Genomic DNA, 25,645 nt, shown 5'->3' on the forward strand with positions numbered 1-25,645 from the left:
AATACTACAAGTAATTATTAAAATTTTATTCCCTCTTGACTACATCAGTCTACTTTGTAAGACTCATGTAATTTTCTTAGTTAACAGCAACAAGATGGATAAAATACGGCAAACTAGCAAAAAAATATAGATAAAAATTTAATAGTGTAAAAAATACACATTATATTCGTAGTAACTTAAACTAAAATAATTTTGAAAATGATCAAAAGAATTGGAGTTTTTACTTCAGGCGGTGATGCACCAGGCATGAATGCCGCTATCCGTGCTGTCGTAAGAACTGCTATTTATAATAATTTAGCCGTAACAGGTATTTATCATGGTTATCAAGGGATGATCGAAGGATCTTTTATCGAAATGTCCCGTAGATCCGTAAGTTCGATTATACAAAAAGGAGGTACCATACTTAAATCAGCACGCTGTTTAGAATTCAAAACAAAGGAAGGCAGACAAGCGGCATACGACAATATTAAAGCCCAAGGAATCGATGCTTTGGTCGCAATAGGCGGAGATGGTACATTCACAGGGGCTAATTTATTTTCACAAGAATTCGATATTCCGGTAATGTGTATTCCGGGCACAATCGACAACGATCTGTACGGCACCGACTATACATTGGGATATGATACAGCCAATAACACTGTTATAGAGGCCATTGACAAAATCCGCGATACTGCTTCATCGCATAGCCGTGTTTTCTTTGTCGAAGTAATGGGTAGAGATTCGGGTTGTATAGCCTTGAATGCCGGTGTAGGCGGTGGCGCCGAATCGATCTTATTGCCGGAGGTTAATTCGGGGATTGATACATTGATCGAAGAATTGGAACTCGCAGAAGCTAGACAAAAAACCTCCATGATTGTTATCATAGCGGAGGGAGATAAAAATGGCGGCGCGTACAATGTCGCAAAAATCGTGAAGGATAAAATCAATCACCTTGACATAAAAGTTAGTATCTTAGGGCATTTACAACGTGGCGGCTCACCAAGTAGTTTTGATCGCGTATTGGCTACACGAATGGGTTACACGGCAGTGAATGAGCTGATAAAAGGCAACTCAAGAGCTACAGTCGGCATGCGCGGCACCAAAATGGTAATAACACCATTGGAAGAAGCGTTGAACAACAAAGAGTTCAAGTTGGACGATGAGTTGTTAGAAATCGCAAACATTATGAACAAATAATAAATCCATATGATTTTAGTAATTTTCACTGGATCGAGATATGCAGATTGGCGCCTGGCAGAGAAAGGCCGATTATTACACGGCTTTCGCACAGCGGGTATCAATTCCTATATTCAAGATGAAAATTTTATCAATCAGCTGCTCAATAAGAATACTGACCTTCTCTATAATGCAGAGAAAGTGAAGAAAATATTCTTTTTTGGCGCTGGCGCATCCTCCAAAGAAAGACAAGAGAAAATCATACAAGTGTTTTCTACATTCTTTAAAAATGCAAAGGTAAAAGCTTCTCATGACTTGGATGCCTCTGCCATTTCTACATTCGGTGATGATAAAGGAATCGTAGGTATTATTGGTTCTGGTTCCAATGCAGCCTATTTCACAGGCAAAAAAATAGTAACCAACAACTACGGTTTAGGTTATATTCTAGCAGATGAAGGATCTACCAACTGGATAGCGCAACAGGTATTACGCGATTATCTGACGGATGCCATGCCACAGGGGTTTCGCGAAAAATTGGATGAAAAATATAGCCTGGATAGAAAGTATATTTTGGAAAAATTGTACAACAATCCCAATCCAAATATATTTTTAACCTCGTTTGCTGATTTCTTTTATGAGCACAGATACGAGCCTTATTTGTCAAATATTATCAAAAAAGGGCTTAATCTATACATCACCACTTACCTATTGCCGCTTTTGGATCAATATCCTGATTCAAATATCAGCCTTACAGGTTCGGTGGCGCACAATTATCAAGAGTGGTTGACGGAGTTTGCGAAGGAATATCATTTGAATATTAAGACAATAACAAAAGAACCTATTCAAAATCTAATAAAATATTATATTAATAAAAACTAAGAAAATGAAAATTGGAATTAACGGATTTGGCCGTATTGGTCGTTTAGCTTTCAGAGCAGCAGTAAATCGTAAAGATATTGAAATCGTAGGTATCAATGACTTAGTTGAACCTGACTATATGGCTTATATGTTGAAATATGATTCAACACACGGCAAATTTGAAGGTACAGTTGAAGTTAAAGACGGTAACTTAGTTGTAAATGGTAACACAATCCGCGTTACAGCTGAAAAAGACCCAGCAAATCTGAAATGGGACGAAGTAGGTGCTGAGGTAGTTATCGAATCTACAGGTTTATTCTTGACACAAGAAACTGCTCAAAAACATATCGATGCAGGTGCGAAAAAAGTAATTATGTCTGCTCCTGCAAAAGACGAAACTCCTACATTTGTAATGGGTGTAAACCATAAAGAATTAACAGCAGATCAAAACATCGTTTCTAACGCTTCATGTACTACAAACTGTTTAGCACCTATTGCTAAAGTATTGAACGACAAATTTGGTATCGTAGAAGGTTTGATGACTACTGTTCACGCTGTGACAGCTACTCAAAAAACTGTGGACGGACCTTCAGTAAAAGACTGGAGAGGTGGTCGTGGTGCTTACCAAAACATTATCCCTTCATCAACGGGTGCTGCTAAAGCTGTAGGTTTAGTATTACCTTCATTGAAAGGAAAATTAACTGGAATGTCTTTCCGCGTTCCTACTGCTGACGTTTCTGTTGTGGATTTGACAGTACGTTTGGATAAAGGTGCTTCTTACGAAGAAGTAAAACAAGCTATGAAAGAAGCTTCAGAAGGTGAATTAAAAGGTATCTTAGGATACACAGAAGATGAAGTTGTATCTACTGACTTCTTAGGTGATGCACGTACTTCAATCTTCGATGCGAAAGCGGGTATCTCATTGAATGACAACTTCGTAAAAGTAGTATCTTGGTACGATAACGAATGGGGTTATTCAAACAAAATCATTGATTTAGCTCAAGAAGTAGGTAAATTCATTAAATAGTTTATCCTCCTTAAAATAATAAAAGCATCTGTATGACAGATGCTTTTTTCTTTTCACTTAGATTAGGTACAATTTGTTGGCTCATTTGTATTCTACTGCAAATGTAGATTTTATATTACGCTTACGAAATACCTGCTACTAGGTATTTATTAAATTACAACAAATACCGCACACCCAAAGAGTACCATCGCTTTGGCATTAAAACAGCTCCAGATTCCTTATAAGTTGCATTAGTCAAATTAGAAATGTCGCTGTACACTTTTAGTCCTTTGAATCGATACCCGATATGTAAATCTGCTATATAATAAGGATCATTAAGCTCTCTTTTAATCCATCTATTTCCTACACTCATGTCCCATGATGAACTGCTATATAGCAATCTGAATAGCGCTTGGTGCTTCAAACTCTCAAGTACATATTTAGAAACAATATCCTCAGCATGTACCATTTCTTCAGGGGATAAGTAATTATATCCCAATGAATAACTTAAAGAACGATTTAAAGATAGCTGGTATCCCCTACGTAAAGCCATACTTAGCCCATGCATCTTATTATTCCCAAGATTAAGTGGTCGATAAGGTTGCGTATTTGGTTCATTTGGATTACTCTCCTTAATCCAATCTACAAAATCACTGATTTCTCGGTAGAAATAGCGCACTTCCAATTCGGTTTTGCCCAACATACCTTGCAGCGAAGTCTCATATTGCCACGCATATTCAGATCGCAATGCTGGATTACCTACGTTAGCGGGCTGCTTGAGGTAAAGATCTGTAAAAGACGGAATGCGTTGGCTCTTGCCAATATTCACATTCAAACGCCAATGATTAACAATCTGATAGCCTACATCTAGCCCAGGATACACTTCCCAGCCATACTTGCTGTTATAATTAGTATACATGCCCACATGAAAAGTAGTTTTAGGAATAATCTCTGTTCGATATTCTAAATACGAACCCATATTTTCACGGGAGTGGTTGCCTAGATTATTGCTTTTGATGTCTTCATCCCTAAGTTCTACACCCACCCCAAAATCTCCTATAACTGTCTGCAATCGGCTATTCAATTCAAATGACAAAGCATTATTGGTATGTTGGGAACGCGCTTTGGACAAATCATGACGATAATATCTGTAGTCATCCTTATTGTAACGATTTGAAATCCGTGGACTGATATAGAAATTCTTACCCATATAATGTTTAGTGGACAAATGAGCGAAGAAAGTCTTCACTATTTCATACGATTCTATGTCTCCGGGATAAGCATAATAGCCATTTGCACCAAAGGCATTGTCAATATAGCCGGCGGACCAATCCAATGAATTCGATTTATTCACCTCATACAGTCCTTGGTAATAGAGGCGAATATCTTCCGTTGCACTGTTGTAGCGCTGACCATTCGATTTACTTGCCGCTACCGAAAATAAATTATTAAACCCTTCTGAACCTGCCTGCCCTACGACCTGAAATCCTCCGCCCATATATCGACCATCACCGTCATTCTCCTCCTTTTCTTCAAACGAAGATCCTCCAAAAATACGTACCGATAGTCCGGGATGACTCCCTGATTTGGTTACTATATTGATGGCTCCGGTCAAGGCATTGACACCATATACGCGCGCCATCGGACCACGAAGCACCTCAATCCGTTCGATAGCATCCAGTGCTACGGGAATATTCATCGTATGATGTCCTGTCTGTGGATCAGAAATTTTGATACCATTCAATAAGATAAGTGCCTGCTCGAATGTTCCGCCATCAATACTTATATCCGCTTGCGTTCCAAAAGGTCCGCGCTGACGTACATCCACACCGTTCACATAGCTCAACAATTCATTGACAGAGCGAATAGGCATTTGTGCAATTTCCATTGCGGTGATGATTTCAATGTTTTTATTCCTTTTGCCAAAAGGTATCTGCAGCCTGTTTTCTGAAATAATGACTTCGGATATCGAATCTAAACGAATGTTATTAGGAGCTTGTGCGATTACGAGGTTGGCAAGCAGCGTTCCTCCTAGCGATAATAATAAACTTCTTTGCATTATGTATATGAATATTAACTGCTGCAAAAGTGTTATCTTTCGCAGATAATACAGTAGTCCAGTTTAAAGATAATGAGTAGTCCACTTTTACAATCACTAGTTGGTTACATACGCCTCGACAAAAGCGATAAGACGCCTATATATTTGCAAATAGCTCAATCCATCATTAATGCCATACATACGCAAGTAATTTCTGCAGGCGATAAATTACCCGGAACACGGGCATTAAGCGACAAATTATATGTACATCGTAAGACAGTCATTGCAGCGTATGATGAGCTCGCAGCACAAGGATGGATAGACATAATCCCACAAAAAGGTGCTTTCGCGGCTGCTAAGAGGATAAAAACTATCTCCCCAGCTGTTCCATCCTCCCATCGAATAGAGCTAAAGGCAGATTTCAATTTTGAAAAGAATATAATACTCGATATACCGGATCAATACACGGATCTGGATTTGTATTTCACAGCGGGAACACCTGATTATCGGCTCACTTCATTAAAAGCAATTAATCAAATATTTACCTACACAGCAGGCAAGAAAAACAATATTGCAAGATTAAACCAACCTTTTCAAGCGCAAAATGAAAGTCTGAAACAGCAAATCCTGAACTACCTGCGTGTCACCAAAGGCATCCATACCAGCACGAATCAAATTTGTACGACAGCCAATTATCAAACGGCGCTTACGACAGTGATTCATACACTTCTTCGCCCAAAAGATAAAGTAATAGTCACGGAATTGGGAAATTTCAACACCAATATGCTTCTTAAACAGGCAAATATTGAACTCATTCCTGTAAAAATGAGTACAGAGGATATAGATATTTCCGATTTAGAAAAAATTCTTAAAAGCCATTCCATCCGAGCACTTTATATACAGTCTAACAACCTCTATCCTACTACATCTATGGTCTCCAATGAATCGAAGCAAAAACTTCTTGAACTGGCCCATCAACACCGATTAATACTTATCGAGGATGATAGCATGACCAATTTTGTATATAGTAAGCAACATTGCATTACCTTAAAAAGCTTGGATAAAAATGGTTCCGTGGTATACATCAACTCTTTCGGAGATTTACTTCCTTCGCCCTACAATTTAGGTTTTATACTCGCTCCATCGGATTTAAAAGCCGAATTGCTCAAATATGTTCAATCGACGCAGCAGGCAAACCTTTACTTGACCGAAGAAACGCTAATGGAGTTTATTAGAGAAGGATTTTTGCTTAGACAGTGGCAAAAGCAATCCAAGATTTATCAGAAACGAAGCGATAATTTTGAAAAAATTCTGAATGAAAAACTGGATCAAAGTGTACGGATCAGTAAACCCGAATTGGGGCTGGGCTATTGGCTAGCGTTCAATCAGCCGCTGCCCTTATTGGCTATTTCAAATTTCTGTAAAGGCAATGGGTTGACACTACCAACCTACCTGTTGCATCAGAATAAACAAATTACGGGAATAAGGCTGGGATTTGCGAACCTCACTGAGGCTGAGGCTGAGCATGCGCTCGAAATTTTAAGCAAAGCTATCTATGCACATTTGTATAAATAGCACTGTCTGATAAAGGCGATATTCTGGGGGTTAACCAGTTTTAAGCGCTTTATCAGACAGTAAGTGTTTTATTTTCCTTCGAATGCGGAGATAATTTGTGCTCTATAGGAAACATCCTTTTCGCCGATCTCAAAAGAACGTTTGTATAAATCTAAAGTAGCAAATACTTCCGCCGGCTCACCTACAGTGTTCGGCAAAAAGAGTTTGAAACTATAAGTCGACTTTTTATCTAAATCAACCTCGACAGTATTGGAAGAGAATACCGTAGGTAAAATCACTGACGAGGACATAGTCCCTGCCGATGATGTTTTGAAAATAGAAGCTAATGCTTTTACCAAGGCATCAGACTCAGCCCCTATAGACGACAACTTGATTGCACCTTCGACGAATCCCTCTTGAATAGGCTGACCTTGGCCATTTACGCCCGGCTTAATACCATTCAATACTTCGACTTGTAACCCTACCGTATCTTGTTCAAACACGGACTTGGCAACATATACGACAGAAGAATCTGTTTTTGCTTCATCGACAATACGTAAAAAAAGTTGCTGCCTGTCTGCTTCTTTATTGTTTGTAAAAGTCGCTAGCGTAGGTTCTGTCGACTTTTGCGAATCTGTCGAATTACCACAACTTGCTAATAAAGTTGTTGCAATCACACCTGTGGCCAATAGAGATTTTATTGCTTTCATATTTTCTTGTTATAAAGTAATAAGCACTTAAATTACAATAATGTTTTATTTAATTAAAGCTTTATACAAAATTTCGACAGGATGATAAGATTTCCGGGCCGCGCCATCTTTAATTTGATGACGGCAAGAAGTTCCCGCTGCCGCAATAATAGTTTCCTCAGAAGCCGTACGTACTGCTGGCAACAAGACCAGTTCAGCGACTTTCATCGAGACATCATAATGTTCTTTCTCATAACCAAAAGAACCAGCCATTCCGCAACACCCCGATGGGATAACTTCCACGCTGTAATTTACAGGTAATGAAAGAACCTTCTCCGTAAAACCAACCAAATGAAATGCTTTTTGATAACAGTGACCGTGCAGTTTGATATGTTGTTTTTCCGCTGAAAACTGTTCTGGATGAATAAATCCTTTGTCAATTTCCTGAGCCAAAAATTCATCAATCATTAAGGCATTTTGAGCGATGCGCATAGCATCAGCTTTGAGGTCAGCATCCACCAATGTCAGATACTCATCTCTAAATGTAATGATAGCAGATGGCTCAATTCCGATCAGTGGAGTCTCAGCAGTAATTTTATCCTTTAGCATGCTCACATTGGCTATAGCCAATTTTTTTGCCTCTTTGACAAAACCTTTGGACAGATAGGTACGACCACTTTCTTTGTGTGGAGCTAATAATACCTCATATCCCAATGCTGTCAATAATTTATATGCAGTCTGACCTATACTGGTATCGTTATAATCGGTAAATTCATCGCAGAATAAATACACTTGGCGCTTCGAAGCCTTCGGTATTTGCTTCTTAACCCATTGTCTCAACGTCACTGCGCTAACTTCTGGCAGCGAGCGATCCGGCGCAAAACCCACTACTTGTTTAATAAGACCTGATGTAAATTTATTCTGTGAGAAGAAATTGTATAATGGAGCGACCAGCGATCCCAATTGTTGAGATTTGGTGAAATTTGCAATTAAGTGCGCACGGAATGGAGCACCATTCGCGTCATAATAGTGCTGCAAGAATTCGGCTTTCATCTTCGCCACATCGACACTGGAAGGACATTCTGTTTTACAGCCTTTACAGCTCAAGCATAAGTCCATGACCTCTTTGATTTCCTCATGGTCAAAACGATTCTGTTGTGTCGAATTTGTCAAAAACTGGCGAAGCATATTGGCACGTGCACGTGTCGTATCCTTTTCATTGCGTGTAGCCATGAACGAAGGACACATCGTACCTCCTGTGATTTCAGTTTTACGACAGTCTCCCGATCCCGAACATTTTTCCGCTAAACGAAGAATACTTTCATCTTTTGTAAAATCAAAATACGTTTTGATTTCTTTGCCATCCGTGACATTGTCATAGCGCAAAGACGTATCCATCGGAGGTGTGTATACAATTTTATTGGCATTGAAGATGCCTTTGGGATCAAATATGTTTTTCACATCTTGAAGTAAAGCATACACCTTTTCGCCCAATACTTTACCAATAAACTCACCACGCAGTCGACCGTCCCCATGCTCACCACTCAACGAACCATTGTATTTTATGACAAGATCTGTCGTTTTTTCGAGGATAGAACGGAATTGACGACGTCCTTCTGCCGATTTAAGGTTGACAAAAGGCTCGATGTGTAATTCTCCTGCCCCAGCATGTGCATAGTAAGAGGCGTGCACGCCTTCTTCTTTTAATACTTGTTGTACATCGGCAACATAGGCAGGTAGATCTTCTGGAGACACCGCACAATCCTCAATTAGATTGACAGGTTGCTCGTCACCCGGCAAATTACGTATCAATCCAAGCCCCGCTTTGCGCACATCCCATACCAGATTGGTTTGTTTCACACCCAAGACCAAAGGATAGGCATAGCCAAGACCTTTTTCCATCAAGTCCTGTTTCAAAATTTCTGCGCGACGAATAATTTCTTCTTCATTGTCCGCTCTAAATTCGATAATCAGTAAAGCTTGTGGATCGCCTTCTATAAAAAAGCGATTGTATTGATAAGTAGGATGACCTACCGTAAAGTCCAAAATATATTTATCGACCAATTCAGACGCTTCGGGACGATGAGACAATGCCACCACATTGCCATGCATACATTCCACCATATCCGAAAAGTGTACACACAATAATCCAATTTCTTTGGGAGGTAATGGTCTTAATTTTATTTTAGCTTCGGTGACAATCCCGATAGTCCCTTCGGATCCTGCAAGGAGATTACATAGATTAAAAGGTTTATCACTATCTACCAAATAATCGAGTGCATATCCCGTATTACGACGGGTTATATCTTTTTTTGGATATCCTGACTGGATTATATTTATATTTTCTTTGTCGGTAATAATTGCATTCAATTGACGATAAATCTCGCCTTCACGATCTTGCTGCGCCAATTTTGCAAAATAAGCATGAGGATCAAGTTCTTTGAATACGGTTTCCGTACCATCATTCAATAACACATGAGCTTCTAAAAGATTTTCACGGGTATCGCCCCATACAATGGAGTGTAAACCTGAAGAATTGTTACCTATCATACCTCCCACCATCGCACGGCTCGCTGTAGAGGTCTCAGGACCAAACATCAAACCAAAGGTTTTGAGGTACGCATTTAAATCATCACGGATCACGCCGGGTTGTACACGCGCCCACTGTTCTTCCACATTGACCTCCAGTATAGTATTGAAAAACTTCGAAACATCAACGACTATCCCTTTGCCTACTACCTGACCCGCTAAAGACGTACCTGCTGTACGTGGAATCAATGTCACCTGCGCCTCATTGGCAAAGGCTATTAATTTGATCAAATCAGCTTTGTTATGCGGAATAGCAACGGCCAAAGGTTTTTCTTGATAGACCGATGCATCTGTAGAATAAGCAAGTAGTATGGTTTGGTGTTTTGGATTGCTTTCCTGAAAATACAACTCCCCTTCAATCTCCGAATTCAGTTTCTCTAACGATAATAACATACTTTGTGTAAAAAAATGAGCGTTAACATAACAAATCTACACAAAGAATATTATTTTTGATAGTACAGACACCCAAATAATTTATGTTTTATCGTGTTTAAAATTTAATCACGCACAAAAACGCAATTCTCTTCCGAATTCTCGAAAGATTAGTTAGTAATTATAAAGTCAGATTTGTGAATATTATTCTAAAATAGGTATAATATTTTGAATATTATTCTAAATAAAGGTAACTTCGCAGAATTATGGGAAAATTAGAAATATCTTTAGACCACATTGATTATCACATACTTCGTATAATGCAAAATAATGCCCGTACGAATAATGCTGATATTGCTAGAGAATTAGGTATGGCACCTTCGGCGATTTTAGAACGTGTCAAAAAACTAGAGCAAAAAGAAGTTATTTTGCAATATAATGCGAAGATTAATCCAGTAGCATTAGACCAAAATCTACTTTCATTTATATTCATAAAAACTTCCGATATCATAGGCGAACAAGGTGTTGCTTATCTGCTGGCAGAGATTCCTGAAGTGCAAGAAGTACATGATATCGCGGGTGATGATGGGTACTTAATAAAAGTACGTACAAGCGATGCAGCAGGTTTGGTGGATTTAATGCGCAATACCTTGGGGAAAATAGAGGGCATCATTTCTACCCGAACCACAATAGTTTTAGAAACTGTTAAAGAAGAACAAAAATTAGTTATTCCAACACCAACAGCATAATGGAAGAGAAAAAAACATCTATAGCTAGTATTATAGTTGCTTACCTCATAGTATACATTGTATGGGGATCTACTTTTTTCTTCATTGAGGAGGCACTTCGCTCATTCCCGCCCTTTGTCTTAGGTTCTATCCGCTTTGTCATCGCGGGTACACTACTGATGGGTTATTGTCAATTGCGCGGCTATAGAATATTTAATAAATCTGATATCAAACAAGCTGTTTTCGTAGGGTTCTTGCTCCTATTTATAGATATGGCAGCGATTATCTGGTCCGAACAGTATATCTCCAGCGGAATAGTTTCCATATTATCAGCAGCTACAGCGATTTGGTTTATAATATTGGACAAACCTAAATGGAAAGAAAACTTTTCGAGTATCCCAACCATACTGGGCTTACTTTTTGGTTTTGCAGGAGTCATTATGCTATTTGCTGAGCAAGTATTAACTAGCACAGTTCCGGAGGAAGAGCGTTCACAGAATATTACCGCCATGCTTGTATTGACTTGCGGAACTATTGGCTGGACCATAGGATCTTTATATTCCAAGTATAATCAAAAATCTAAATCCGCAGATCACAAAAAAGGCACTTCGCTCAACGTTATGGTTAAGACAGCCTGGCAGATGGTGACGGCGGGTATCGCATTTACCATCGTGGCATTAGTTAAAGGAGAATATAGCTCATTTGATTACACAACCGTACATGCTGCCGATTGGGGTGCTATGATTTACCTCGTATTGATGGGCTCTATTTTAGCTTTCAGCTCATATATCTGGCTACTTCAGGTCCGTCCGGCGACGGAGGTAAGTACATATGCCTATGTCAATCCAATTGTTGCTTTATTATTGGTTCACTTCTTCACAGATCACCAGGTCACAGCATTGCAGATCATAGGCTTGGGTATTGTGCTCGTGTCCGTCTTGTTGATGAATTGGAATCTCTACAAAGATAATCGTACGTTTCGGGCTATACGTCATCGCAAAAAACTCAAAAAACTTCGTCATATGGCACCCAAAAGTAGTATTCCACGTATCATTGAAGTGGCTGACTACCTACGCAAACAAAAGCGTAAAGCAGATAAAAAAGAAGAAAATAAAGCTTAAAATATTATAACAGGAGTATCCAAAAGAGAGGGCACTGAAAAACTATCCACTAAAAAAGGGCTTATGAATTTTTATACTCATAAGCCCTTATCCTTTGTTTATTTGAATTCATTTAGCAACAACTCTTCAAATATGAAATTCTCAGTGGGTTAAATATGTGCTTTTTCCCTTTTTTTGATACTCAAATTTTTGAAGAGGACTTTTTCAGTGCCCTCTCCAAAAGATGCTCCTATTTTTTTATCATCTTGCTATCATTCATGGAAATCATATTACAGTCAACTACCTATAATTATATTTATTCAGCGTGCTTACTCCTATCTTAAAAAACTCTCTGTTAACATTCATTACTTGTAGTTAATTTTTTTGATATTTGTTTTCCCAAAAAGGGCAGAAATTATAAACTCATAAAAATTATATGTTTACAGCAGCAGATGTTATAGGCGCACATAGCAAGGTAAAATCGGGTGCCGATTTTCCAAAATATATCCAGGAAATAAAAGCCTTGGGCGTCAAAAATTATGAAGTATTTGTAGCGGATGGCAAATCTATTTATTATGGTGACAGCGGTCACAAAGCCGAAGTAGCTCCAAAGTATGCCGCCCAGCAAATAGCAAGTCAAGTTGACAAAACCACCTTTACAGAACAGCTTAAAGCTCATCAACAGGGTAAAACTGATTATCTCACTTTTATAAAAATGTGTGCAGAAACAGGCATTGAAAAGTGGGAAATTGTAATGGATGCAATGACTTGCACTTATTTTGACCAACATGGCAATCAAATACTAACGGAAAACATTCCTCAGTAAAATATTTAGAAGGTTGCGCTCATCGTTATAAAAATGAGCGCAACTTCATTTTTCCAACGCATCCACTACCTAGTCCATAAGCCTACTTCGTAGTCCTCCAAGCCTTTACGATATTCTGATATTTCATTACACTATTTATCTGCATTTTTGTACATTGTAAGGAACGGGATGTGTAAATTTAATCCTATAAAAAACAGGTTAGTTTAAGTAATTTTGTTTGCATTAAGCGAGGAAGAGAAAGAGATATGTATATAATTTTTGATACCGAGACCACAGGTTTACCAAAACGTTGGGACGCTCCTATCACAGACACAGATAATTGGCCTAGATGTATTCAAATAGCCTGGCAATTGCATGATGCAATGGGCAATCTAATTGAGCATCAAGACTATCTGATTAAGCCGGATGGATTTAACATTCCATTTGATTCGGAGAAAATACATGGTATTTCGACCGAGTTGGCTACAGAGCAGGGTGTGCCATTGACGGAGGTACTTGTCAAATTTAATGAGGCATTAGCCAAAGCTAAATTTGTTGTTGGTCAGAATATAGGTTTCGATATCAACATTATGGGTTCAGAGTTCTACCGCTATGGAGTAGACTCTGTCATGTCTAGTATGCCGGTCTTGGACACTTGTACTGAAGTAACCGCAGACCTATTGAAGTTGCCCGGCGGTCGTGGTGGCCGTTACAAATTGCCTACACTTACCGAGCTGCACGCCTACCTCTTCGGCGTACCCTTTGCTGAAGCACATAATGCGACAGCCGATGTGGAAGCTACTACGCGCTGTTTCTTTGAGTTGGTACGTCGGGAAGTCTTCACTCCTGAAGATCTTCAGGTAGACACAGGCTATTTTGTTGACTTCAAGCAGCAGAATCCAACAGTAATTCCTACAGTTGGATTACAGCATATCAATCTTAAAGCCGCTTCTGATGCAATTCGTCATCGTGACAAGGACGAAACGGTAGTCAAGATAGATGCTGAAACACTCCAAGCCTTGAAGGAGGCTAATTTTGCGCATCTGCACAATCACTCCCAATTCTCTGTACTGCAATCCACTATTTCGATCGGCGATTTAGTAGCTGCTGCTGCCAAACACCAAATGCCAGCTGTTGCACTTACCGACCATGGAAACATGATGGGTGCATTTCACTTCGTGAGCCGAGTTTTAGGATACAATAAGGAGGTAGAAGCCAAAAATAAAGAAGCGATTGAAAAAGGTGAAGAGCCAACCGGACAAATTATAAAACCTATTGTAGGCTGTGAATTTTTCGTCTGCGAAGACAGAAAAGACAAAACCCGAAAAGACAATGGGTATCAGGTCGTATTTCTTGCCAAAAATAAAGCTGGTTATCACAATCTGGCTAAAATGGCTTCTGTCGCCTATACAGAGGGTTTTTATTACGTCCCTCGTATCGACAAAAACATTGTAGAACAATATAAAGAAAACTTGATTGTGCTCTCCGGAAATCTGCAAGGAGAAATACCCAATAAAGTTCTAAATATCGGTAAAAATCAAGCAGAAGAAGCACTAATCTGGTGGAAAGAGCAATTTGCTGATGATTTTTATATGGAGATTATGCGCCATGGACAGGAAGATGAGAACCGCGTCAATGCGACTTTAATTTCCTTAGCCCGCAAACATAATGTCAAGGTGATTGCCACCAATAACACCTATTATGTCAATAAAGCGGACGCGCATGCCCACGACATCTTACTATGTGTGAAGGATGGTGAAAAACTGTCTACACCTGTAGGGCGTGGACGTGGATTCCGATTTGGATTACCGAATCAGGAATATTACTTCAAATCATCCGAAGAGATGAAAAAAGCATTTGAAGACCTACCAGATGCTATTCTCAATATTCAAGAAGTCATTGACAAGGTAGAAATTTACTCTTTGTATCGTGATGTACTTCTTCCCAAATTCGAAATCCCGGATGAATTCCTGCATCCTGATGACGAATTGGATGGTGGTAAACGAGGTGAAAATGCCTACTTACGCCATTTGACGTATGAAGGTGCCAAAAGAAGATATAAGGAGCTGACGGACGAAATCGTTGAACGATTGGATTTCGAACTTGGCACAATCGAACGTACAGGATACCCAGGCTATTTCTTGATTGTACAGGATTTTATTGCCGAAGCAAGAAAAATGGGCGTTTCCGTAGGACCCGGTCGTGGATCGGCGGCGGGATCTGCCGTAGCTTATTGCTTGGGCATCACGAATCTCGATCCCATCATGTACGACCTCCTTTTTGAGCGTTTCTTGAATCCTGACCGTGTATCGATGCCCGATATTGATATCGACTTTGATGATGAGGGGCGTGGGCGTGTTATGCAGTATGTGATTGACAAATACGGCGCGTCCCAGGTAGCCCAGATCATCACTTATGGTACTATGGCAGCCAAATCTTCTATCAAAGATACAGGGCGTGTATTGGATTTGCCATTAGCGGACACCAACGAAATTGCTAAACTTATTCCAAATCTGAAGTTGAGCAAGATCTTTACTATGGATGAGAAGTCCTTGAAAGAAAAACTCCGTACTGAAGAACTTGAAGCTGTCAATAAGCTAAAGTCTATGGCTGATGGCGCTGGTTTGGAAGCCGAAATCATCAAACAAGCACGTGTCCTGGAAGGATCCATGCGTAATACAGGTATTCATGCCTGTGGGGTGATTATTACCCCTGACGATATCACCAATTTTGTTCCGGTATCTCTGGCCAAGGATTCTGATCTATATGTCACTCAGTTTGACAACTCCGTAGTGGAGAGTGCTGGTCTTCTGAAAATGGACTTTTTAGGCCTTAAAACTTTAACACTGATTAAAGATACAGTGGCTAATGTCCGATTAAGACACGGTATCGATCTTGATCCTGATAATTTCCCTATTGACGACGAGCTAACCTACGAACTATTCCAGCGCGGTGAGACAATCGGTGTCTTTCAGTACGAATCACCTGGTATGCAGAAATACATGAAGGAATTGAAGCCTACTGTATTTGCCGATTTGATTGCCATGAACGCATTGTATCGTCCGGGGCCAATGGAATATATACCTTCCTTCATTAAGCGTAAGCACGGCATTGAGCCGATTACTTACGATTTAGATGCTTGTGAAGAATATTTGAAAGAAACCTACGGTATCACCGTATACCAAGAGCAGGTAATGCTTCTTTCGCAAAAATTAGCGGGATTCTCCAAAGGTGATGCCGACGTTTTGCGTAAAGCAATGGGTAAGAAGCAGAAAGATGTCTTGGACAAAATGAAACCTAAATTCGTCAATCAAGCAGCGGAGAAAGGTCATAGTCCGAAGGTATTAGAAAAAATTTGGACTGACTGGGAAGCATTTGCGAGTTATGCATTTAACAAGTCTCACTCGACCTGTTATGCTTGGGTGGCTTACCAAACTGCGTACCTCAAAGCACACTATCCTGCTGAGTACATGGCGGCGGTGCTTTCCAACAACATGAACGACATCAAACAGGTGACGTTCTTTATGGAAGAATGTAAACGAATGGGGCTAACAGTCTTAGGTCCAGACGTGAATGAGTCGCATTATAAATTTACGGTTAACGAAAGTGGAGCTATCCGTTTTGGTATTGGTGCTGTAAAAGGTGTGGGAGCCGGAGCCGTTGACACAATTGTACAGACACGCGCTACAGGTCCTTACAAGTCTATATTCGATTTTGCAAAACGAATAGATCTGCGGGCTGCCAATAAAAAGGCATTCGAATCATTGGCTTATGCTGGTGGTTTTGATGGATTCACGGATACGCACCGAGCACAATATTTTTACAAAGATGGCGATAACACCACGGGTATCGAAAAGGCTATTAAATTCGCGCAGCGATTCAAAGAAACTGAAAGTTCGGCGCAAGCTTCCTTATTTGGAGGTGGTGCCGCGACAGCTCTTCCCGAACCCGTACTCGCACCATGTCAACCTTGGGGATTGATCGAAAAGCTAAAATACGAGAAAGACGTTATTGGTATTTATCTCACCAGCCATCCATTGGACAACTATAAGTTTGAGATTGAACATTTCTGCCAAAACAGGGTGTCCGAACTGCAACTTATCAATAAAGTGAAAGCCTCCGAAGTCGAAGAAGACGTGCTTCTTGAATTCAACAGAATCAAAAATAAAGAGGTTATTATTGGAGGAATCATTGCCAATGCGGCGCACAAAGTATCCAAGGCTGGTAAACCATTCGGCTCCTTCATTATCGAAGACTATTCTGACTCATATGAAATTGCGGTATTTGGCGAGGATTATGTCAAGTTCAAGGGCTATATCCAAGAAGGTTACTTCGTTCAGATCCGTGGATTGGTACAAGAGCGTTTTCGTCAAGTTGGCAATTGGGGATTTGAACTAAAAAACATCCTTTTGCTTTCGGACTTGAGGGATAAGTTGGCCAAAAGCTTTACGATACAAATTGCTTTGCATCAGCTCAATGATCAAATGATACACAAGATACAGACACTCATTGATACCACCGTACCTGAAGGCGAAGCAGCAAGTTGTGGTTTGAAATTCATGGTCGTGGATGTAAAAGAAAACATATCCGTGGAGATGCCTGCCAAATCGAAAAAAATAAAAATCACCAACGAATTACTCGAAACAATAGAGGAAATGGAAGGTGTAAAATATAAATTAAATTGATAGGCTATAGATATTATTACATTGGAATTACTCAAGTTATTCCTACTAAATAAGTATATTTGTTACTGATTAAACTAAAAAAAAGAGTATTATGGCATTAGAAATTACAGATAACAACTTCGAAGAGCTTGTACTAAAGGCAGATAAACCAGTGTTGATTGACTTTTGGGCTGAATGGTGTGGTCCATGTCGTATGGTAGGTCCTGTAGTGGATGAGATTGCTAATGAATATGAAGGTAAAGCAATTGTTGGTAAAGTAAATGTTGACAACAATCCAGATATTTCAGTTCGTTTCGGTATCAGAAATATTCCTGCATTACTATTCTTCAAGAATGGCGAGATTGTAGACAAGCAAATTGGTGCTGTTCCGAAATCTGTGCTAACAGAGAAATTAGAAAAACAATTGTAATCGCAATTGCTCAAAAATAAAAAGAGATTCAATATTGAATCTCTTTTTATTTTTATACTATTTCTGTCTTCCTTACACGGGTTATTTTAATTCAAATAAATCATTTACGCCAAGAATCTTACGCGCTGTAAATCCCTCTGCAAAAGAAACTTGTATATTTCTTCCTAGCTCCCTTCCTCTTCCACGCGTATATTTCATAAAATCCGGCGTAGAAATGTACGTTTGCGGACCATCATCGTCATCCTGCGCATTGAATTGTGTTTTATACGCCAATATAGAACGCTCTTTGATGTCCCAATAATCCGTCACATCCAATAAAATATCAGGTTGTATATATTTATCTTGAATCAATTGCAGTTGTAATCGAGGACGAAAGGCTTCCTGAGATAAACCATCTTCTTCCGTTTCAATTCTTCGGAGTCCCGCCAAAAAAATAGCATCATTTACTAATTTGCTAGCACGACCATGATCGGGATGACGGTCATCCAAAGCATTAGTAATGATGATTTCAGGTTGATATTTACGTATAGCGCGGATTATTGTGCGTTGCGATTCTTCATCATTCTGAAAGAAACCATCGCGCAATCCTAAGTTCTCACGTATACTGACTCCCAATATTCGGGCAGCGTCTTCGGCTTCAGCGGCACGAGTCTCGGCTGTTCCGCGTGTGCCCAGCTCTCCTCTTGTCAAATCAATGATACCTACCTTTTTGCCCTCAGCAACATATTTGGCGATGGTGCCCCCTGCTCCCAATTCGGCATCATCCGGATGAACAGTCATGACCAATAAATCTAACTTCATATGCTAAAATTTTGCTCAAATATACGCAATGAGCGGCTTATGCTTGTAGCAATTGCTCAATTTGTTTGTGAATATGTGCAGACTTTGGGCTGGTAAATGGATAATAGAAGTCGACCACAGCACCTTCTTTATTAACAAGGTATTTATGAAAATTCCAAAGGGGAATGCTGTCCAATACGCCGTTTTCACTCTTGTGAGAAAGATATTTGTACAAAGGGTCCACGAAATCGCCTTTGACATGAATACGTTTGAAGACTGGAAATGTAACACCTGCCTCAATGCGGCAGTAAGTCTCTAAATTGCTGCCTGTCCTAGGCTCTTGATTTGCAAAATCGTTGGAAGGGAAAGCTAAAATTTCAAAACCTTGATCTTTATACTTGTGATACAATTTTTCAAGCGATTTGAATTGTCTGCGGAAGTAACATCCGCTTGCGGTATTGACAATCAATAATACCTTACCCTCATATTCGGACATTGACTTATAGTTACCCGAAAATTCCAGCACATTAAAATCATATATTGTCCTACGTTCCATAATATTTGCTTCTTATTGATAAGGTTTATTAATAGGCCTCAACATCTCATACTCCCTGATAATATTTTCTATTTCAAAATCCTCATTTGGATCATAAGTAGTCTTCAGATTATGACCAAATACACGCGCTACTCCTTGGTAGACAAATGCCGAAACACTTCCACGCATATCTTTTACCAATTCATAACTGGTATTTCCGGTCTGACGTTCGATCAGTTTGATTAATATTTTGCCCTGTGATACGGATAAGTTCTTTACTTCATTATTAATTTTCTCTTTGATTTCGCGTTCACACGCTTTGATTAGAGCTTTCTCTTCTTTACGTGAATTCGCTAAGGCTAATTCTCTATCCAATTGTTCGTAGCGTTTCTGTGCGTAAATAGCATAAGGCAATACACGCAATACATTACGCTTCAACCGTAAGTACCGCTCCTTATCCACAACCGATTTCCACACTTTATTGCGGTTGATATAAACTGTCTCAATCGGAAACCATGGAACCAATTCCCCATTATCTAATCGGGTTGTGCCATAGTACGCTACCGTCTCCGGATTTCCTTCGCCAAAATGCGGCATTGTTAATGGGCTCATAGCCTGTTGCGCATAGGCTACACTTTGCCATGCTAACATGCTAATTAAAACACAAAATATGTTTTGTAGATGAATCCTTAACATTTTAAATTTTATCTCAAACAATAAAAAAATTAATCTATATATTTATACATGAATAGGTGCATGAATACCCACTTATTTGTATTTTATAAAAATAACTTTTTTGAGGGAGAATTCGAAATTTTTTAAGAGGTTCTTATGGAAGACTATGTGATTGATATTGAAGCGGAAAACAAAGAAATAAGAAAAAGATATAGAGCATTATTACGGGCTTGTAAACCAACCCTACAAAAGGGAGATAAACAAGAAATAAGAAAGGCGTTTGACTTAGCACTGGAAAGTCATAAAGATATGCGTAGAAAATCGGGAGAACCGTATATCTACCATCCTATTGCTGTAGCGCAGATTGCGGCCGAAGAGATCGGCTTAGGTACTACTTCCATTGTATGTGCGTTATTGCATGATGTGGTCGAAGACACCTCACTTACCTTAGAAGATATTGAAGCGCAGTTTGGCAAAAAAGTAGCCAAAATTATTGATGGACTGACAAAAATAGCTGGAGTTTTCGATCCGAATAGTTCTATTCAGGCTGAAAATTTCCGTAAAATGCTATTGACTCTGGCGGATGATGTGCGTGTGATACTTATCAAGCTTGCCGATCGTTTGCATAATATGCGAACTATGGAATTCATGGCGCGCCATAAGCAATTGAAAATAGCCTCGGAGACAAGTTATCTATATGCTCCCCTGGCTCACCGTCTCGGTCTATATGCGATAAAATCCGAATTAGAGGATTTGTCGATGAAGTACACAGATCCTGATACATATAAATTTATTGCCAAAAAGCTGAACGAGAAAAAAGCTGAACGCGAAAAATTTATCGAAGACTTCATATCTCCAGTTCAAGAGATCCTAACGGAACAAAACATTGTAGCTCAGGTGTTTGGCAGACCCAAATCTATACATTCGATTTGGAACAAAATGCGCAAAAAATCTATACCTTTTGAAGAGGTTTACGATTTATTTGCCATTCGGGTTATCATCGATACAGAATACGACAAGGAGAAGACCGAATGTTGGAAAGTGTATTCCATCATTACCGACTTGTACCGCCCTAACCCTGACCGACTACGTGACTGGGTTTCCACGCCTAAGGGCAATGGCTACGAATCCCTGCACACCACAGTGATGGGACCTCGCGGGCAATGGGTAGAAGTACAGATTCGTACCAAACGTATGAATGAGATTGCTGAAAAAGGTTTTGCGGCACACTGGAAATACAAAGAATCGAATACGGATAATGGCTTGGATCAGTGGATTCAAAAAGTACGCGAAGTACTAAGCAATCCCGAACAAAATGCTTTAGACTTTTTGGATGATTTCAAGATGAATCTTTTCTCGGATGAGATATTCATCTTCACCCCCAAAGGAACATTAATACAGCTTCCGAATGGTGCTACGGCATTGGATTTTGCATTTGAGATACACAGTGACATTGGTGCCACCTGTATTGGGGCAAAAGTAAATCATAAACTCGTACCACTCAATCATCCTTTGCAAAATGGTGATCAGGTCGAAATCATTACCTCGAGCAAACAAACGCCAAAAGAAGACTGGCTAAGCTTTGTGGTAACAGCCAAGGCCAAATCCAAGATAAAGTCTTCGCTGAAAGAAGAAAAAAGACGTGTGGCTGAAGATGGCAAAGAAATATTGGAACGTAAAATGAAGTCATTAAAGTTGACTTATAATACGGACAATATCAACAAAATTGCCAATTACTTCAAGTATCCAAGTTCGCAGGAATTATTCTACAATGTTGCTAAAGGCATAATTGACATCAAGAATTTGCGCGAATATGTGGCAAGTGAGAAAGTCACTGAGTTGGCGCATCACAACCAGTTTAATTCGCATATCTCAGGCTTAGTAGAGAAGATTGACAAAAAGAATTCAGATACCATCCTAATCGGTGATGATTTCCAAAAGCTAGATTATACGTTAGCTGCATGTTGTAATCCTATACCTGGTGATGATATCTTTGGCTTCTTGACCGTGAATGAGGGCATCAAAATACACCGTACCTCCTGCCCTAATGCATCGAAGCTTATGGCAAACTATGGTTATCGTATTCTGAAAGCAAAATGGGCTTCATCACAGATTGACCATTCCTTTATGACAGGTATTCGTATCATCGGTATTGATGATGTAGGCTTGGTAAATAAGTTGACAAGTGTGATTTCTCAAGAATTCAATGTCAATATTCGATCGCTGTCTATTTCCAGCAACGAAGGAATTTTTGAAGGCAATATCATGGTCAACATCAACAATATTGACCAGCTTGATAGCTTGATCCACAGGTTGCAATTGGTAGCAGGCGTGACCAGCGTGACGCGGTACGAATCCGAGAACTAATCATATTTCTTACACATTGTTGATTAGTTGAATAATTAAGATAATATTTGGTAAATTTGCTTAGGAGCAATGAAAAGATGAATCAAGCAGAAAACTACGAAACGGTAAAAAAGATTTTTGAGGCTTACTTAGAGAATAAAAACTTAAGAAAGACTCCTGAGCGTTATGCAATTCTCGAAGAAATCTATTCACGTAACGATCATTTTGATGTGGAATCGCTGTATATCCACATGAAAAACAAAAAGTATCGTGTAAGCCGTGCTACCGTATATAATACATTAGAGCTATTGGTATCTTGTGATTTGGTAACCAAACACCAATTCGGCAGAAACATGGCTCAATTCGAAAAGTCATACGGCTACAAGCAGCATGACCATGTGATTTGTATTGAGTGCAATAAGGTTGTCGAATTTTGCGATCCGCGAATTCACCAAATTCAAAGTATGATTGGTGATTTACTGAAATTCGACATCAAACATCATTCGCTCAATCTATATGGAATATGTGCTACTTGCCAAGCGATGAAGGCTACGGATAAGAAAGAAGAGGTGCAGGAAGTAATTTAAATTTAATTCTCTATACTTTATTAATAATAGTAAATTTGTTCGGAAAATGGAACTACCTATTTTCCGAACATTATTTTTTTTAATCGAATTGTTAAAATTTCAATCATAATCTCAAAATAATACGCTATGCAAGTTGATGTGCTATTGGGCTTACAATGGGGCGACGAAGGTAAAGGTAAAATTGTGGACGTATTGTGTCCTCAATACGATTTGATCGCTCGTTTCCAAGGGGGTCCTAATGCCGGACATACTTTAGAGTTTGACAACAAGAAATTTGTTTTAAACACTATTCCTTCAGGTATTTTCAATAAGACTACTTTAAATTTAATCGGTAATGGCGTTGTCATCGACCCTATTATCTTAAAGAGAGAGTTAGATAATCTAAAAGCAGCAGGTTTTGATCCCGTAGGTGATGGTAAATTGGTGTTGGCACGTAAGGCACACTTAATTCTTCCTACTCACCAATTGTTGGATGCTGCTTCTGAATCCAAAATGGGTGCAGGCAAAATTGGTTCTACGTTAAAAGGAATCGGTCCTACTTATATGGACAAAACAGGTCGTAACGGTCTTCGTGTGGGTGATACTACATTAGCTGATTTCACAGAACGTTACGAAAAATTGAAAGGCAAACATTTAGAAATTCTTTCGCACTATGGGGAAATCCCAGATTTCTCTGAGCGTGAAGAAGCTTTCTTAGCGGCAATTGAATTTATCAAATCAATCCCTCATGTGGATTCAGAACATTTGGTAAATCAATATTTGAAAGACGGTAAAAAAGTATTGGCTGAAGGTGCTCAAGGTACTTTATTAGACATTGACTTCGGTTCTTACCCATTTGTGACATCTTCAAATACAACAACAGCAGGTGCTTGTACAGGTCTTGGTATTGCGCCAAATAAAATTGGTGAAGTATTAGGTATCTTCAAAGCATACTGTACACGTGTAGGTGGAGGTCCATTCCCTACCGAATTGGATGATGAAACTGGCGAGAAATTACGTCAATTGGGTCACGAATTTGGTGCTACCACTGGTCGTGCGCGTCGTACAGGTTGGATTGATATCCCTGCGTTGAAATATGCTATTATGTTGAATGGTGTGACGGAATTGGTAATGATGAAAGCTGACGTATTGGATACTTTCGAAAAAATCTACGCTTGTACGCACTACAAATACAATGGTGAAGTAATTGATTACATGCCATACGATATCAACGCGATCAAACCTGAACCAATTTTGGAAGAAATTGAAGGTTGGAATCAAGATTTGACAGGTATTCGTACGAAAGAAGAAATTCCTGCAGCATTAGCAAATTATATTACTTATTTAGAGAAAGCACTTGAAGTGCCTATTAAATATTTATCAGTAGGTCCTGATCGTACACAAACTATTGTATTGAAATAGATATGGCAACAGCCATTTTTGAAATACATATAGCCGATTTTGAGCATAAAGCTTTGGCTTGGGCTCAGCAGTTTGAGCAGGTATGTTATCTTCAATCGAATGGATATAATGATGAATACTCCGCTATTGAAGCTATATTGGCTGTAGATGCGGAAGCCATATTCGAAATTACAGATAAAGGTGCTTTTGCGCATTTAGAAAATTTTAGAACCAAACATCCCGATACGTGGATGTTTGGTTTTTTTGGTTACGACCTAAAGAATGAGATTGAGAATTTAGTCACATCATTCCCCGATAGGTTAGGTTTTCCGGATTGTTACTTTTTCATTCCTAAGATCCTTCTTAAGTTTTCCAAGAACAGCGTGGAAATCTATGCCGAAAATCCCCAAGCCATATGGCAAGCCATTTTGGATACCGTATTGCCGACCAAGGAGATCACGGAAGAGCCACAATTAAAAATACATTCCCGATTTAGCAAGGAAGAATATTTCGCGGCTTTCGGACATATGCGCTCGCACATACATCGAGGAGATATTTACGAAGTCAATCTTTGTCAGGAATTTTATGCGGAGCAAGCTAAAATTAACCCTTTGGCGGTATACCAAAAGTTAAATGAGGTATCTCCTACTCCATTTTCTACTTATTTCAAGATCAACAATAAATATATTTTATCGGCCTCACCGGAGCGCTTTCTTGCCAAACGACACTCGACCATGATTTCTCAGCCTATCAAGGGCACGGCTCCTCGCGGCCGAGATCCTCATGAGGATGCTGAAATCATCCAACAATTACGCAACAATCCGAAGGAAATCGCTGAAAATGTAATGATTGTGGACCTCGTGCGTAATGATATGACACGATCGGCAGAGCCCGGCACTGTTGCAGCAGAACGCAAGCTAGAAGTGCACAGCTTCAAGCAAGTACATCAACTTATCTCAACGATTACTTGCAGGAAAGACAACCGTATTTCCGACATTGAGGCTATCAAAAATATTTTTCCTCCAGGCTCCATGACTGGCGCGCCCAAAATCTCGGCGATGAAGCTTTGCGACCAATATGAGAATTCTCGACGTGGCGTATATTCAGGTACCGTGGGATACTTCGCTCCTGATGGTGATTTTGATTTTAACGTGATCATTCGCACCATTTTATACAACCAGCATACGCAATACTTATCTTTTCATACCGGAGGCGCAATAACCATTGATGCGGATGCAGAGAAAGAATACAACGAATGTTTGCTAAAAGCTTCGGCTATTATTAAAACATTAGGACTTTCATAAGTCATTCACTTTTCTTATTATTGAATAACGAACACTAACCGATCTATTCA

At 39.4% G+C, this 25,645-nt stretch carries 19 protein-coding genes; 13 read left to right on the plus strand and 6 right to left on the minus strand.

Annotation, left to right across the window (positions count from 1 at the left end):
- Positions 1 to 198 precede the first annotated feature (198 nt).
- From pfkA to gap, 3 genes are read left to right on the plus strand one after another with little or no spacing between them, the layout of a single operon-like run.
- Positions 199 to 1,176: a 6-phosphofructokinase gene (gene pfkA, locus EDC17_RS08080; RefSeq protein ID WP_132777582.1), complete on the plus strand. Its 978-nt coding sequence runs from the start codon at positions 199 to 201 to the stop codon at positions 1,174 to 1,176.
- 9 nt (positions 1,177 to 1,185) lie between these two features.
- Positions 1,186 to 2,034, plus strand: a complete 849-nt coding sequence (locus EDC17_RS08085) for a hypothetical protein (RefSeq protein ID WP_132777583.1) — start codon at positions 1,186 to 1,188, stop codon at positions 2,032 to 2,034.
- 4 nt (positions 2,035 to 2,038) lie between these two features.
- Entirely contained in the window at positions 2,039 to 3,040 is a 1,002-nt protein-coding gene (gene gap, locus EDC17_RS08090) for a type I glyceraldehyde-3-phosphate dehydrogenase (RefSeq protein ID WP_132777584.1), read from the plus strand.
- Positions 3,041 to 3,194: 154 nt separating this feature from the next.
- Here gap and EDC17_RS08095 read toward each other — a convergent pair whose 3' ends face one another.
- Positions 3,195 to 5,078 (minus strand): TonB-dependent receptor plug domain-containing protein, encoded by a 1,884-nt coding sequence (locus tag EDC17_RS08095; RefSeq protein ID WP_132777585.1) that lies wholly within the window; start codon positions 5,076 to 5,078, stop codon positions 3,195 to 3,197.
- A gap of 72 nt (positions 5,079 to 5,150) precedes the next feature.
- Between EDC17_RS08095 and EDC17_RS08100 the strand changes: the two genes are divergently transcribed.
- Complete coding sequence (locus EDC17_RS08100) at positions 5,151 to 6,632, plus strand: aminotransferase-like domain-containing protein (protein ID WP_132777586.1); 1,482 nt, start codon at positions 5,151 to 5,153, stop codon at positions 6,630 to 6,632.
- A gap of 68 nt (positions 6,633 to 6,700) precedes the next feature.
- On the opposite strand, the gene EDC17_RS08105 is transcribed toward EDC17_RS08100, so the two are convergent.
- Positions 6,701 to 7,321 (minus strand): hypothetical protein, encoded by a 621-nt coding sequence (locus tag EDC17_RS08105; RefSeq protein ID WP_132777587.1) that lies wholly within the window; start codon positions 7,319 to 7,321, stop codon positions 6,701 to 6,703.
- Positions 7,322 to 7,366: 45 nt separating this feature from the next.
- Positions 7,367 to 10,282, minus strand: coding sequence for an FAD-binding and (Fe-S)-binding domain-containing protein (locus EDC17_RS08110; protein WP_132777588.1), 2,916 nt, complete (start codon positions 10,280 to 10,282; stop codon positions 7,367 to 7,369).
- A 245-nt stretch (positions 10,283 to 10,527) separates the two neighbouring features.
- Between EDC17_RS08110 and EDC17_RS08115 the strand changes: the two genes are divergently transcribed.
- The 5 genes from EDC17_RS08115 (at position 10,528) to trxA (ending at position 17,988) form a co-directional block, all read left to right on the plus strand.
- Entirely contained in the window at positions 10,528 to 11,010 is a 483-nt protein-coding gene (locus EDC17_RS08115; protein ID WP_132777589.1) for an Lrp/AsnC family transcriptional regulator, read from the plus strand.
- Positions 11,010 to 12,110: an EamA family transporter gene (locus tag EDC17_RS08120; RefSeq protein WP_132777590.1), complete on the plus strand. Its 1,101-nt coding sequence runs from the start codon at positions 11,010 to 11,012 to the stop codon at positions 12,108 to 12,110. Before EDC17_RS08115 ends, EDC17_RS08120 begins: the two co-directional genes overlap by 1 nt.
- Positions 12,111 to 12,525: 415 nt before the next feature.
- A complete protein-coding gene (locus EDC17_RS08125; RefSeq protein ID WP_132777591.1) occupies positions 12,526 to 12,915 on the plus strand; it encodes a DUF1398 domain-containing protein in 390 nt (129 codons plus the stop codon).
- A gap of 245 nt (positions 12,916 to 13,160) precedes the next feature.
- Positions 13,161 to 17,579 (plus strand): DNA polymerase III subunit alpha, encoded by a 4,419-nt coding sequence (dnaE, locus tag EDC17_RS08130; RefSeq protein WP_132777592.1) that lies wholly within the window; start codon positions 13,161 to 13,163, stop codon positions 17,577 to 17,579.
- Between the two features lie 91 nt (positions 17,580 to 17,670).
- Entirely contained in the window at positions 17,671 to 17,988 is a 318-nt protein-coding gene (gene trxA / locus EDC17_RS08135) for a thioredoxin (RefSeq protein WP_132777593.1), read from the plus strand.
- Positions 17,989 to 18,069: 81 nt separating this feature from the next.
- On the opposite strand, the gene bshB1 is transcribed toward trxA, so the two are convergent.
- Genes bshB1 through EDC17_RS08150 form a run of 3 tightly spaced genes read right to left on the minus strand, consistent with a single transcriptional unit; the run spans position 18,070 to position 19,954 of the window.
- Positions 18,070 to 18,789, minus strand: coding sequence for a bacillithiol biosynthesis deacetylase BshB1 (gene bshB1, locus EDC17_RS08140; RefSeq protein WP_132777594.1), 720 nt, complete (start codon positions 18,787 to 18,789; stop codon positions 18,070 to 18,072).
- 37 nt (positions 18,790 to 18,826) lie between these two features.
- Positions 18,827 to 19,324, minus strand: coding sequence for a glutathione peroxidase (locus tag EDC17_RS08145; protein ID WP_132777595.1), 498 nt, complete (start codon positions 19,322 to 19,324; stop codon positions 18,827 to 18,829).
- Between the two features lie 12 nt (positions 19,325 to 19,336).
- Positions 19,337 to 19,954, minus strand: coding sequence for a DUF4294 domain-containing protein (locus tag EDC17_RS08150; protein WP_132777596.1), 618 nt, complete (start codon positions 19,952 to 19,954; stop codon positions 19,337 to 19,339).
- Positions 19,955 to 20,134: 180 nt separating this feature from the next.
- Here EDC17_RS08150 and EDC17_RS08155 point away from each other — a divergent pair, with 180 nt between their 5' ends.
- The 4 genes from EDC17_RS08155 to EDC17_RS08170 all read left to right on the plus strand — a co-directional run bounded on the left by EDC17_RS08155 (position 20,135) and on the right by EDC17_RS08170 (position 25,595).
- Positions 20,135 to 22,345 (plus strand): RelA/SpoT family protein, encoded by a 2,211-nt coding sequence (locus EDC17_RS08155; RefSeq protein WP_132777597.1) that lies wholly within the window; start codon positions 20,135 to 20,137, stop codon positions 22,343 to 22,345.
- 77 nt (positions 22,346 to 22,422) lie between these two features.
- Positions 22,423 to 22,911 (plus strand): Fur family transcriptional regulator, encoded by a 489-nt coding sequence (locus EDC17_RS08160; RefSeq protein WP_132777598.1) that lies wholly within the window; start codon positions 22,423 to 22,425, stop codon positions 22,909 to 22,911.
- A 126-nt stretch (positions 22,912 to 23,037) separates the two neighbouring features.
- Positions 23,038 to 24,312: an adenylosuccinate synthase gene (locus EDC17_RS08165; RefSeq protein WP_132777599.1), complete on the plus strand. Its 1,275-nt coding sequence runs from the start codon at positions 23,038 to 23,040 to the stop codon at positions 24,310 to 24,312.
- Between the two features lie 2 nt (positions 24,313 to 24,314).
- Positions 24,315 to 25,595, plus strand: coding sequence for an anthranilate synthase component I family protein (locus tag EDC17_RS08170; protein WP_132777600.1), 1,281 nt, complete (start codon positions 24,315 to 24,317; stop codon positions 25,593 to 25,595).
- Positions 25,596 to 25,645: the final 50 nt, after the last annotated feature.

Origin of the sequence: Sphingobacterium alimentarium, from assembly GCF_004342685.1 — a bacterium.
Taxonomy (GTDB): Bacteria; Bacteroidota; Bacteroidia; order Sphingobacteriales; family Sphingobacteriaceae; genus Sphingobacterium; species Sphingobacterium alimentarium.

What these genes read in the sequence shown, in the direction of transcription:
- EDC17_RS08145 (WP_132777595.1), bottom strand. Translation starts at nt 19,324, where the DNA reads ATGGAACGTAGGACAATATATGATTTTAATGTGCTGGAATTTTCGGGT.
- bshB1 (WP_132777594.1), bottom strand. Translation starts at nt 18,789, where the DNA reads ATGAAGTTAGATTTATTGGTCATGACTGTTCATCCGGATGATGCCGAA.
- EDC17_RS08160 (WP_132777598.1), top strand. Translation starts at nt 22,423, where the DNA reads ATGAATCAAGCAGAAAACTACGAAACGGTAAAAAAGATTTTTGAGGCT.
- EDC17_RS08125 (WP_132777591.1), top strand. Translation starts at nt 12,526, where the DNA reads ATGTTTACAGCAGCAGATGTTATAGGCGCACATAGCAAGGTAAAATCG.
- EDC17_RS08120 (WP_132777590.1), top strand. Translation starts at nt 11,010, where the DNA reads ATGGAAGAGAAAAAAACATCTATAGCTAGTATTATAGTTGCTTACCTC.
- EDC17_RS08085 (WP_132777583.1), top strand. Translation starts at nt 1,186, where the DNA reads ATGATTTTAGTAATTTTCACTGGATCGAGATATGCAGATTGGCGCCTG.
- EDC17_RS08170 (WP_132777600.1), top strand. Translation starts at nt 24,315, where the DNA reads ATGGCAACAGCCATTTTTGAAATACATATAGCCGATTTTGAGCATAAA.
- pfkA (WP_132777582.1), top strand. Translation starts at nt 199, where the DNA reads ATGATCAAAAGAATTGGAGTTTTTACTTCAGGCGGTGATGCACCAGGC.
- dnaE (WP_132777592.1), top strand. Translation starts at nt 13,161, where the DNA reads ATGTATATAATTTTTGATACCGAGACCACAGGTTTACCAAAACGTTGG.
- EDC17_RS08105 (WP_132777587.1), bottom strand. Translation starts at nt 7,321, where the DNA reads ATGAAAGCAATAAAATCTCTATTGGCCACAGGTGTGATTGCAACAACT.
- EDC17_RS08155 (WP_132777597.1), top strand. Translation starts at nt 20,135, where the DNA reads ATGGAAGACTATGTGATTGATATTGAAGCGGAAAACAAAGAAATAAGA.
- EDC17_RS08110 (WP_132777588.1), bottom strand. Translation starts at nt 10,282, where the DNA reads ATGTTATTATCGTTAGAGAAACTGAATTCGGAGATTGAAGGGGAGTTG.
- trxA (WP_132777593.1), top strand. Translation starts at nt 17,671, where the DNA reads ATGGCATTAGAAATTACAGATAACAACTTCGAAGAGCTTGTACTAAAG.
- EDC17_RS08115 (WP_132777589.1), top strand. Translation starts at nt 10,528, where the DNA reads ATGGGAAAATTAGAAATATCTTTAGACCACATTGATTATCACATACTT.
- EDC17_RS08100 (WP_132777586.1), top strand. Translation starts at nt 5,151, where the DNA reads ATGAGTAGTCCACTTTTACAATCACTAGTTGGTTACATACGCCTCGAC.
- EDC17_RS08150 (WP_132777596.1), bottom strand. Translation starts at nt 19,954, where the DNA reads ATGTTAGCATGGCAAAGTGTAGCCTATGCGCAACAGGCTATGAGCCCA.
- EDC17_RS08095 (WP_132777585.1), bottom strand. Translation starts at nt 5,078, where the DNA reads ATGCAAAGAAGTTTATTATTATCGCTAGGAGGAACGCTGCTTGCCAAC.
- EDC17_RS08165 (WP_132777599.1), top strand. Translation starts at nt 23,038, where the DNA reads ATGCAAGTTGATGTGCTATTGGGCTTACAATGGGGCGACGAAGGTAAA.
- gap (WP_132777584.1), top strand. Translation starts at nt 2,039, where the DNA reads ATGAAAATTGGAATTAACGGATTTGGCCGTATTGGTCGTTTAGCTTTC.